Source organism: Streptomyces sp. NPDC007095, from assembly GCF_040634475.1.
In the GTDB taxonomy this organism is placed as follows: Bacteria; Actinomycetota; Actinomycetes; order Streptomycetales; family Streptomycetaceae; genus Streptomyces.
This window is the reverse complement of record NZ_JBEYFS010000320.1, coordinates 1-9,583: the sequence shown is the minus strand read 5'-3', so window position 1 is coordinate 9,583 and position 9,583 is coordinate 1. Positions and strand designations below refer to the sequence as shown.

At 68.8% G+C, this 9,583-nt stretch carries 10 protein-coding genes and 1 pseudogene; 7 read left to right on the top strand and 4 right to left on the bottom strand.

Going from position 1 to position 9,583, the window contains the following annotated elements:
* Positions 1–102: transposase (locus tag ABZ656_RS53005; protein ID WP_360279246.1), on the bottom strand; the 102-nt coding region annotated here is incomplete at its 3' end.
* A 50-nt stretch (positions 103–152) separates the two neighbouring features.
* On the opposite strand from ABZ656_RS53005, the gene ABZ656_RS53000 reads away from it, so the two are divergent.
* The 3 genes from ABZ656_RS53000 (at position 153) to ABZ656_RS52990 (ending at position 3,059) form a co-directional block, all read left to right on the top strand.
* On the top strand, positions 153–662 hold the full coding sequence (locus ABZ656_RS53000; RefSeq protein WP_360279243.1) for a transposase family protein: 510 nt from the start codon (positions 153–155) through the stop codon (positions 660–662).
* Between the two features lie 1,010 nt (positions 663–1,672).
* Positions 1,673–1,855: a helix-turn-helix domain-containing protein gene (locus ABZ656_RS52995; protein WP_360279240.1), complete on the top strand. Its 183-nt coding sequence runs from the start codon at positions 1,673–1,675 to the stop codon at positions 1,853–1,855.
* A gap of 37 nt (positions 1,856–1,892) precedes the next feature.
* Positions 1,893–3,059 (top strand): tyrosine-type recombinase/integrase, encoded by a 1,167-nt coding sequence (locus ABZ656_RS52990; protein ID WP_360279238.1) that lies wholly within the window; start codon positions 1,893–1,895, stop codon positions 3,057–3,059.
* 99 nt (positions 3,060–3,158) lie between these two features.
* Here the strand turns inward: ABZ656_RS52990 and ABZ656_RS52985 are convergent, their stop codons facing one another.
* The gene (locus ABZ656_RS52985) at positions 3,159–3,596 is read right to left on the bottom strand and encodes a MarR family transcriptional regulator (protein WP_101402538.1); all 438 of its coding nucleotides are present in this window, start codon (positions 3,594–3,596) and stop codon (positions 3,159–3,161) included.
* Positions 3,597–3,701: 105 nt separating this feature from the next.
* On the opposite strand from ABZ656_RS52985, the gene ABZ656_RS52980 reads away from it, so the two are divergent.
* Both ABZ656_RS52980 and ABZ656_RS52975 read left to right on the top strand, forming a co-directional pair.
* Positions 3,702–5,159: an aldehyde dehydrogenase family protein gene (locus tag ABZ656_RS52980; protein WP_360279235.1), complete on the top strand. Its 1,458-nt coding sequence runs from the start codon at positions 3,702–3,704 to the stop codon at positions 5,157–5,159.
* Between the two features lie 32 nt (positions 5,160–5,191).
* Positions 5,192–6,298 carry an NAD(P)-dependent alcohol dehydrogenase gene (locus tag ABZ656_RS52975; protein ID WP_360279232.1) on the top strand — a complete coding sequence of 369 codons (1,107 nt, stop codon included), beginning with the start codon at positions 5,192–5,194 and terminating at the stop codon, positions 6,296–6,298.
* A 46-nt stretch (positions 6,299–6,344) separates the two neighbouring features.
* On the opposite strand, the gene ABZ656_RS52970 is transcribed toward ABZ656_RS52975, so the two are convergent.
* Positions 6,345–7,295 carry an NADP-dependent oxidoreductase gene (locus ABZ656_RS52970; RefSeq protein ID WP_101402541.1) on the bottom strand — a complete coding sequence of 317 codons (951 nt, stop codon included), beginning with the start codon at positions 7,293–7,295 and terminating at the stop codon, positions 6,345–6,347.
* Between the two features lie 69 nt (positions 7,296–7,364).
* Here ABZ656_RS52970 and ABZ656_RS52965 point away from each other — a divergent pair, with 69 nt between their 5' ends.
* Both ABZ656_RS52965 and ABZ656_RS52960 read left to right on the top strand, forming a co-directional pair.
* Positions 7,365–8,321 carry a helix-turn-helix domain-containing protein gene (locus ABZ656_RS52965; RefSeq protein WP_360279229.1) on the top strand — a complete coding sequence of 319 codons (957 nt, stop codon included), beginning with the start codon at positions 7,365–7,367 and terminating at the stop codon, positions 8,319–8,321.
* A gap of 157 nt (positions 8,322–8,478) precedes the next feature.
* Positions 8,479–9,345, top strand: a complete 867-nt coding sequence (locus ABZ656_RS52960; RefSeq protein WP_360279226.1) for a hypothetical protein — start codon at positions 8,479–8,481, stop codon at positions 9,343–9,345.
* A 20-nt stretch (positions 9,346–9,365) separates the two neighbouring features.
* Here the strand turns inward: ABZ656_RS52960 and ABZ656_RS52955 are convergent.
* Positions 9,366–9,583, bottom strand: a pseudogene (locus ABZ656_RS52955) (TetR/AcrR family transcriptional regulator); the annotation flags it as partial.

Genomic DNA, 9,583 nt, shown 5'->3' with positions numbered 1-9,583 from the left:
GATGCCGAGCTCCCTCGCAACCGCAGTGACCGTCTTGCCCGAGGAGTCGACGAGCGCGATCGCGTCCCGCTTGAACTCCTCGGTGTACCGCTTCGTGTACATGCTTCCCACCTGGTGCTACTTCCTCTGGAACCTCAGGTCCCAGTCTCCAGGTGTCCACGATCAAGGGGAAGGTTCAGTCCGACCGTCTCGCCGGCGTCCGGGACAACGGGAACGACCTGTGGTTCAGTCAGAAACACAAAGCGTTCGGCGGGAACATCCAGTTCCTGTCCGGCCCGGACGGCACCCCGCTGTGGGTCTCCGACGTCGAACCCGGTTCCACCCCCGACATCACCGCCGCCCGCATTCACGCCCTGCCCGCCCTTTACAAGGCTGCGGCCGATGGCCTGCCGACCCTGGCCGACAAGGGCTACATCGGAGCTGGCATCGGCATCCGAATCCCGGTTCGCCGCCCGAAGGGCAAGTCCGAACAGGCACTTCATGCCGACACCCGCATGCTCAACATGCTGCTACGGCATGTCCGGCCCTCGGCGAGCGCACCGCCGCCGAGCTCAAGCAGCGATGGCGGGCTCTGCAGCACGTCACGGTCAGCCCGAGCCGGATCGGCGACATCGCCCGCGCCGCCCTCGTCCTCAACACAATCTGGAAGTGATCACCGCTGAGAAAACCTCACTGACTTCATTGTCAAAGGACACCTTCGCTCACGGCAGACGAGAAAGAACTTCAAAGGACTGGATACCTCCGCCGGGACTATGTCAACGTACAACGTCCCGGAAAACGCCAGGTCGGACGACGGGGCTACTCGGCAGAGTGGCTAACAACTCTGAGACCCAGCCGTGCGAGGTTGCCGTGCTGGCATGGTCCGTATTTGGGAGGCACATCTGTCTGAATCCGCTATCCGATTCGACCGCTTCACTTCAGTCGTACTCTTTGTCCTTGGCAGGCCGAAGGCTTGGGCTGACCAAACAGTGGTTGACTATGTTGCCGTATCCACCGGATTCTGCGTCTGTGCGGCCGGACTGTTCGGCGAGGAATTGCTGCAACGCGGCTATCGCCGGGACCGAGTGGTCTTCGCGAACATCGCGACACGCCTCGGAGCCGTGCCTCGATACGTTGCCGGAGCTGTCGCTGCTCCCGAACGCGTCGCGGCGCGCAGCCTGACGGCGGGTTCTTGGCCCGCGTGACGGACGACGCCGCCCTGGTCTCTGGCTGCACTAACTGGCCCTTTGAGCTTTGCTCGCTCAGAGAAGTCCGTGAACTTCCCTGTGCGGGCGCACAACATAGACCACGATCGCCGGTTAGCCAAACCGGCGATCGTGACGACCATTGGGGGTGTTCGCAGCGGCTGTGCCTGGCGGTGGAGCCGTTGTGGGCGCAGCCGGTAGTGCCGCAATGTACAAGGAGGAAATGCGCGGCCCCGTCTGTGGCCTCCCTAAAATCGGCAGCGCCATTCGCTGAAAGGTAGCCATATCCACGTCGAGTTGGCGTGGACTCTCTGGTGTTGCTGATCCCGCTCAGTCGCTCTGCGCGCTCCTCCTCAAGGAACTCCACCTATGTGTCGATCCGCGATACCCCCTGCCCATTTCCGTCCCCGGTTGGCAGTCCCCTCTGGTCTGCTCGCCGACTCCGTGCCTGTCCGGGATCTCGCGGAGACAAACAGTCGGGTGGCGCCTTGACCGCCGGAGGGAGCAACCGGCTGCTGACCCCGGAAGAAGTGGCTGCATGGCTCAGGGTCAGCGAGATCACCGTCAAGAACAAGTACCGCGCCTGGGGGCTCAAGCCGCAGAAAGTCGGGCGTCTCCTGCGCTTCCGAGAGCGCGATGTCGTGACCTACCTCGATCGCAACTACGGGTGAGCTTGTCGCCCAGCGCCCAAGGCCGAAAGGACGCCACTTGGCCACCGTATTCCAGAAGTGCAAGACCGACGACAAGAATAAGAACTATCCGTGTGAGAAGACCAGATGCGGCCACCCCTGGACGGTCAGATACCGGGAGCCGGGAGGCCGGTCTGGTCGGCAGCGCGAGAGGTCATTCCCGACCAAGCGCGAGGCCGACGACCACGGCGTAGAGATGGAGAGCGCCAAGCGGGAAGGCACGTACCTCGATCCCAAGCGGGGCGCCGTACCGCTCCGGACGTACGCGGAGGCGTGGCTCGAACGTCAGCACCTCGCACCGAACACAGAGAGCACGTACGAGCGGGGCTTCCGGCTGCACGTCTTCCCCTTTATGGGAGAACGACTGCTGACCTCGATACGCCCCGAGGACATCGAGCGGTTGGGTGCCCACATGACGGCCGGAGGGCTCTCTGCGCACTCCGTGCAGGCGTACACGATACCCCTGAAGGCGGTTTTCACGGCTGCGGTGAACAACGGTGATGTCGGCCGGCATCCCTTCGTTGCTGCCAAGCTGCCCCTGCTGCCGAGCCGGTCTGTGGATGAGATGCTCCTCCCGTCTGCTCAGCAGGTGCAGGACATCGCGGACGAGTTCCGCCGGGAGTGGGCGCTCTCCGTCTGGCTCATGGCGGGCCTCGGGCTCCGGAAGGGCGAGATGCTCGGCTTGCGGGTCGGAGACTTCCTCGACGACCGTGTGAGGCTCCGCCGCCAGGTCATACGCGTCAAGGGCGTCAAGGGGGCCGTCCTGGGCCCGCTGAAGCACCGTAGGAAGGGGGACTGGCGGGACATCCCGTTGGCGACGCACCTGTCCGACGCCGTGGGTGAGCACGTGGCTCGTTACGGCACCGGTCCGGACGGCGCCCTGTTCCAGACGATGACCGGCACCCTCGTGGCCAACTCGAACTACTCGTATGCTTTCCGTAAGGTAGTGAATATCCTGGGTTACGAGTGGTCGCCTCACGACCTGCGCCACTGGTTCGCCTCGACCGCGCTCAGCAACGGCTTGCCACTCTTGGACGTGTCCCGGTGGCTGGGGCACAAGAGCATCACGGAGACGGCGGACACGTACGGGCACCTCACCCCCGACGCCACCGGCCGGGCGGTCATGGTGATGGATGTGGCGCTGACCCAGCACCGTGCTGACGTGGTGCTGACTGAGGAGGCATGATCTAGCGTTTCTGCAGGTCGGAGGGGATGCTTCGATATGTTCGATTGACATATGTCTGCCATTTGAATGGCGAGTCGTCCCCCAGATCGGCCGCGCGGATCACGACAGCGCGTGCCAAGCCTTGGACAGTGCCTGGCGGAACTGATCCGTCTGGTGCGCGCTGAGATCGCGCACCATGCGTTCCTCCAGGTCACGCACTTCGTCGGTGAACCGCGCCAGCAGTGCGCGCCCCTCGTCGGTGAGCAGGATCAGCAGCTCGCGCCGGTTGCGTGGATTGCGCTCGCGGCGGATCAGTCCGCGGTTCTCCAGTGAGCGCACCAGGTCGGCCATCGACTGCGCGGTCACGAAGGAGTCCCGCGCGAGCTGCGCCGCCGAGAGGCCGTCGTGTCGCTCCAGCACGGTGAGTGACGTGTACTGCAGTGCGGTGATCCCCGCCGGCTTCACCAGTTCGTCGAGGTGGGAGCGCACGACGAGCTCCACCTGCTTGACCATGTAGAGCAGGGACGGAGGTGCCTTCGTTACCTGGGTGCCGACCATGGGTTCAGCCTAAGGCATTGACAGGAAACCTGTCCGTAATGAGACTGCCAACCAACAGGAATCCTGTTGGTTGAAAACTTGGCGATCAAGGCTGAGGAGTGGGCAATGACGACCACCTTCGAGAGCGGGCCCGGGCGACTGTTCATCGGCGGACAGTGGCGCGAGGCGGCCGACGGAGCGCGTACGGACGTGATCGACCCGTCCACCGGCCAGGTGGTCACGACGGTCGCCGAGGCGGGTGCGGCGGACGTGGACGCCGCCGTACGCGCCGCACGGGAGGCCTTCGACCACGGCCCCTGGGCCGGCCTGAGCGGACGCGAGCGGGGCAGGGTGCTGCACCGCGTCTCGGAGTTGATCCGTGAGAACGCCGACGAGCTCGCAGCTCTGGAGAGCCTCGACGTCGGAAAGCCCATCTCCCTGTGCCGCCCCGTCGACGTGCTCACGGCGGCCGACGAGTACGAGTACTGCGCCGCGCTCGCCCAGACCCTGGACGGCGCCACCCGCGACACCCCGCTGGGCGCCTTCGCCTACACGCGCCGGGGACCGCTCGGCGTGGTCGCCGCGATCACGCCCTTCAACTTCCCGCTGATCCTCTCCAGTTCGAAGCTCGCCCCGGCCCTCGCGGCCGGCAACACCGTGGTGCACAAGCCCGCCGACGAGACCCCGCTCAGCGCCCTGTACATGGCCCGCCTGCTGCAGGAGGCCGGGGTCCCGGACGGGGTGGTGAACGTCGTCACCGGCAGCGGACCGGTCGCGGGCGAGGCGCTGCTGCGCAATCCCGGCATCGACAAGCTCGCCTTCACCGGTTCGACGGCCGTCGGGCGGCACGCCGCGAGCGTCGCGGGCGAGGCGCTCAAGCCGGTCACCATGGAACTGGGCGGCAACGCGGCCCACGTCGTCTTCGAGGACGCCGACCTGGAGAAGGCGGTCGGCGCGGTCATCAAGGGATTCGTCTTCAACACCGGGCAGTTCTGCATGGGCGGCCCGCGGCTGCTGGTGGCACGCTCGGTGTACAGCACCCTGCTGAACATCCTCGCCGACGCCGTCCCCGGCGTCCCGGTCGGCGACCCACGCGCCCCCGAGACCGTCGTCGGTCCGATGGCGGGGGAGAGGCACCTCCGCAAGGTCGAGGAGTACGTCGAACTGGCCCGCAAGGAGGGCGCCCGCATCGTCTGCGGCGGCGAGCGGCTCGACCTCGACGGCGGCTACTACTACAAGCCCACGGTCCTCGCGGGCCTGCCGAACGACTCCCGCGTGATCCAGGAGGAGATCTTCGGCCCGGTCCTCACCGTCCAGCCCTTCGACACCGAGGACGAGGCCGTCGAACTGGCCAACTCCACCCCGTACGGCCTGGCTTCGGGCATCCAGACCACCGACCTCACCCGCGCGCACCGCGTCGCCGACCGGCTCCAGGCGGGCATCGTCTGGATCAACGACTGGGCGATGCTCGACCCCGCGGTCCCCTTCGGCGGGGTCAAGGACTCCGGCTTCGGCCGGGAGTACGGGCCCGAGGCCCTCGCCTCCTACACCAAGGTCAAGTCCGTCGTCGTCTCGCTCGACTGAGCCGCGCACCATCACCAAAGGGAGTTCGTACGATGCCCACCCCCACCCGCGCGGCCGTGGTCGAGTCCTCAGGCGCGCCGTTCACGCTCGCCGATGTCGAACTCGACGAGCCAGGCTCCGGCGAAGTCCTCGTCCGCATGGTGGCGACCGGCCTGTGCCACACCGACCTCGGTGTGGCGAGCGGCGGTCTGCCCTTCCCCCTGCCCGGCGTCCTCGGCCACGAGGGAGCGGGCGTCGTCGAGGCCGTCGGACCGGATGTCACCGGCGTCGCCCCCGGCGACCACGCCGTCCTGTCCTTCACCTCCTGCGGCGGCTGCCACAACTGCCGTGACGGGCACCCCGCCTACTGCGCCACCTGGCTGCCGCTGAACCTCATCGGCGGCCGGCGCGCCGACGGCACCAGCACCATCAGCCGTGCCGGGGTCCCGCTCGGCGGGCACTTCTTCGGGCAGTCCTCCTTCGCCGAGCGGGCGCTGGTCGACGCGCGCAGCCTGGTGAAGATCGACCCCGATGTGCCGCTGGAGTCCATCGCCCCCCTGGGCTGCGGGGTGCAGACCGGGGTCGGTGCGGTCTGGAACGTGCTGAAGCCCCGGCTCGGCGACACCCTCGTCGTGCTCGGCGCCGGAGCGGTCGGCCTGTCCGCGGTGATGGCCGCCGCCCTGACCCCCGCCACGAGGATCATCGCGGTCGACCGGGTCGCCGAACGCCTCACCCTGGCCGAGGAGTTGGGTGCGACGCACACGATCGACGCGGGCGAGACCGACCTCGGCGAGGCCGTCGCGCTGCTGACGGACGGTCACGGTGCCGACGGTGTCGTCGAGACCACCGGCAGCGTCGCCGTACTGCGCCAGGGCGCCGACGCGCTCGCCGCGCGCGGCACCCTGGTCGTGGTCGGCGCCCCGCCCTTCGGTACCGAAGTCGCCCTGGACGTCAACGGGTTGATCCCCGGCAGGCGGATCGTCGGCCTCACTCTGGGGGACAGCGAGACCCATACCTTCATCCCCGCGCTGGTCCAGCTCGTGAAGGAGGGACGGTTCCCGCTGCACCGCCTGATCAGCCACTATCCGTTCGCGGACATCGAGCAGGCGGTGCGGGACATGAAGGCGGGCAAGACGATCAAGCCCGTACTGACCTTCTAGCCGGCAACCCGTACTTGTCTTCTGGTCGACAACCCGTACATGCCTTCTAGTCGACCGTGAGCACCAGCTTGCCCGTGGTCCGGCCGGTGTCGCCGAGCGTGTGTGCCTCGGCGGCGTCGGCCAGCGGGAACGTCCCGGCGATCGTCGCGCGCAGCTTGCCCGCGTCGACGAGGTCCGCGACCGCCCGCATGCCCGCGTGGTCGGCCTCCACCAGCATCCGCGCCGCCCGCACACCGAGCGCCGCGGCTTCCTTGTAGAGCTCCTCCGGCCCCATCGGCAGGATCGACACCACGATCCCGCCCTCGCGCAGCACATGCAGCGAGCGGAAGGTGTTCTCCCCGCCGATCGTGTCCAGGACGACGTCGACGTCCCGGACCGCCTCGGTGAATTCGGTCTCCCGGTAGTCGATCAGCTCGTCGGCGCCGAGGCCGCGCAGGAACTCGTGCTTGCCCGCGCTCGCCGTGCCGATCACATACGCGCCGCGCGCCTTGGCGATCTGTACGGCCACATGCCCGACGCCGCCGGCCGCGGCGTGGATCAGCACCCGCTGCCCCGGCCGCAGGTCGGCCGTGTCGACCAGCGCCTGCCAGGCGGTCAGCGAGACCAGCGGCAGGGCGCCCGCCTCCGTGTGGTCGATCCCGGCCGGCTTCGGCGCGAAGGAGCGGGCGGGCGCGGTCACGTACTCGGCGTGCGAGCCGTGCCCGAACGGGTACGGCAGCATGCCGAAGACCTCGTCGCCGGGCTCGTACAGGGTGACGCCGACCCCGACCGCCTCCACCACTCCGGAGACGTCCCAGCCCAGGACGAAGGGCGGCTGTCCCAGGAACCCGCCCGTCGCCCGGTGCTTCCAGTCGGTCGGGTTGACCCCGGCCGCCCGCACCCGTACCAGTACCTCGCTCGGCCCGGGCGTCGGCCGATCGATCTCCACTTCCTTGAGGACCTCGGGCCCGCCGAGGACGTCCTGACTGATCGCGCGCATCGTGTTCGCAGTGCTCATGAACCCAGCGTGCCGGGCCGGCACGCTCCGCGAAATGGCAAGATTGCCAACCTTCGATAAGATCGTGCCATGAGCCGAGTGAAGCGTGTGGAGCGCGTGGCCGTCCTGGCACTGGACGGCGTCTACCCCTTCGAGCTGGGTATCCCCAGCCGGATCTTCGGCGCCGCGGACGGCCGGTACGAGGTGCTGACCTGCACCGTCGACGGCCACCCCGTGCGCTGCAACGCGGATTTCTCGGTCACCGTCGAGCACGGCCCCGAGGTGCTGGGCACGGCGGACACGGTGGTGATCCCCGCCATCGACCCGGCCGCCGTGACCGCGGAGCTCTCCGCCGAGGTCACCGCGGCGCTCGCGCTCATCCGCCCGGGCACCCGCATCGTCTCCATCTGCACGGGCGCGTTCGTGCTGGCGGCGGCCGGCCTCCTTCAGGGGCGGCGGGCGACCACGCACTGGCAGCTGGCCGACGATTTCCGGCGCCTGTTCCCGGAGGTGCTCCTGGACGCGGACGTGCTCTTCGTGGACGACGGCACGATCCTCACCTCCGCAGGTGCCGCCTCCGGCGTCGACGTCTGTCTGCACATCCTGCGCAACGACCACGGCAGTGAGCTGGCCAACAAGGTGGCCCGGCGCTGTGTGGTGCCGCCCTGGCGCGACGGCGGTCAGGCCCAGTACATCGAGCAGCCCGTGCCGGACGCGACGGCGACCAGCACGGCGGCGACCCGTGGGTGGGCCCTCGCCCGACTGGGTGACCCACTGACCCTGGCCGATCTCGCCGGACATGCCCGCATGAGCCTGCGCACCTTCGCCCGCCGCTTCAACGACGAGGTGGGCATGAGCCCCGGCCGCTGGCTCATCCAGCAGCGCGTCGCCCGGGCCCGCCATCTGCTGGAGTCCAGTGACCTCTCGGTGGACCAGATCGCCGGCGAGGTCGGCTTCGCGACGGGCACCTCGCTCCGCCAGCACCTGCACGCGGCGATCGGCGTCTCGCCGGGGGCCTACCGGCGCACGTTCCAGGCGGCTCGCTGAGCGACGATCCCTCACCGTCCCTCGTGCGAACGATCACGGTCCCTCGTGCGAACGATCACGGTCCCCCGTGCGAACGATCACGGTCCCCCGTGCGAACGATCACGGTCCCTCGTGCGTCGGAGGAGGGACAGCGAGTGTGCGTCGAACAGGGGGCGGGATGCGCAGAGGGATCGTGGCGGCGGTGGCACTGGTGGGACTGGCGGCGGTGGGCTGCGACGACGACGGGGTGCGCGAGGACCTCGTCGTCACCGGTACGCCCCCGGCAACGCCGTACGCGGGGCGGCTGGACCTGCCGTTCAAGGAGAGTGTCGACGGCAGTGTGCACGAGGCCGAGGCGGCTTCGGGCGCGGCGGGCCGGGCGCTGGAGTGCGACGGCGAGATCTTCGAGGGGAGCGGGGGCGGGGCGTGGAGCAAGGGTGACGGCGGCGCGACACCCGAGGAGGGGCTGAGCGCGTACTTCGACATGGAAAAGTCCCAAGTCCCCGACCACGGCTACCGGATGGAACGCAGGGAAGGCGACCGAGTCCTCTTCTCCTATGACGTCGACGGCAGGACCAAGGTCGCCGTGGTGGTCGCCAAGGACCAGCCGCAGCGCCCCGGTTGGGGCCCGGAGACCAGTGCCTCCTGTGATCCGGCCGAACTCCCGGCGAGCTTCACCGACTCGCAGGACTTCGGGATCTGGACCGATCGCACCGGTCACCGGGTACCCACCACCGTGCTGAGCAGCTCGGTGGGTGCGGAGCAGTGCGGCTGGCAGAGCGCGCACTTCCTTTCGACGGGCGACGGAGAGGACGGCAAGAACGGCAGGATGTACGCACGCGATCCGCGCGGAGTGCTGGGGAGCGGGCTGCTCACCGCCGCGTACGACGGGGACGTCCGCATGCCCGCCGGCGCGCACGACACCGGATATCGCCGCGGCGACTGGGAACTCTGGCTGACGCCCGACAGGATGACGGCCTATGTCCGCACGCCCGACGGGGTGGAGGCATGGCCCGCGACGAAGGACGCGGTGGGCTGCCAGTGAAGTGAACCGTACCCGCGGCGTCAGCGGCTCATGTGCAGGGCGACCAGCAACTGCCAGACCTGGTCGGCGACTTCCTCCGGGGTGCCCTCAAGGAGTCCGTGCAGCCAGTCGGCGAGCACCCCCGCGAACGTGGCGGCGACCGCGGAGGCCACCAGCGGGGCGTCCGCGGCGCCCGCGAGGGTGCGCTCGGCCAGGCTGCGGGCGCGCAGGTCGCGATGGAGGACATGCCCGAGCGGGC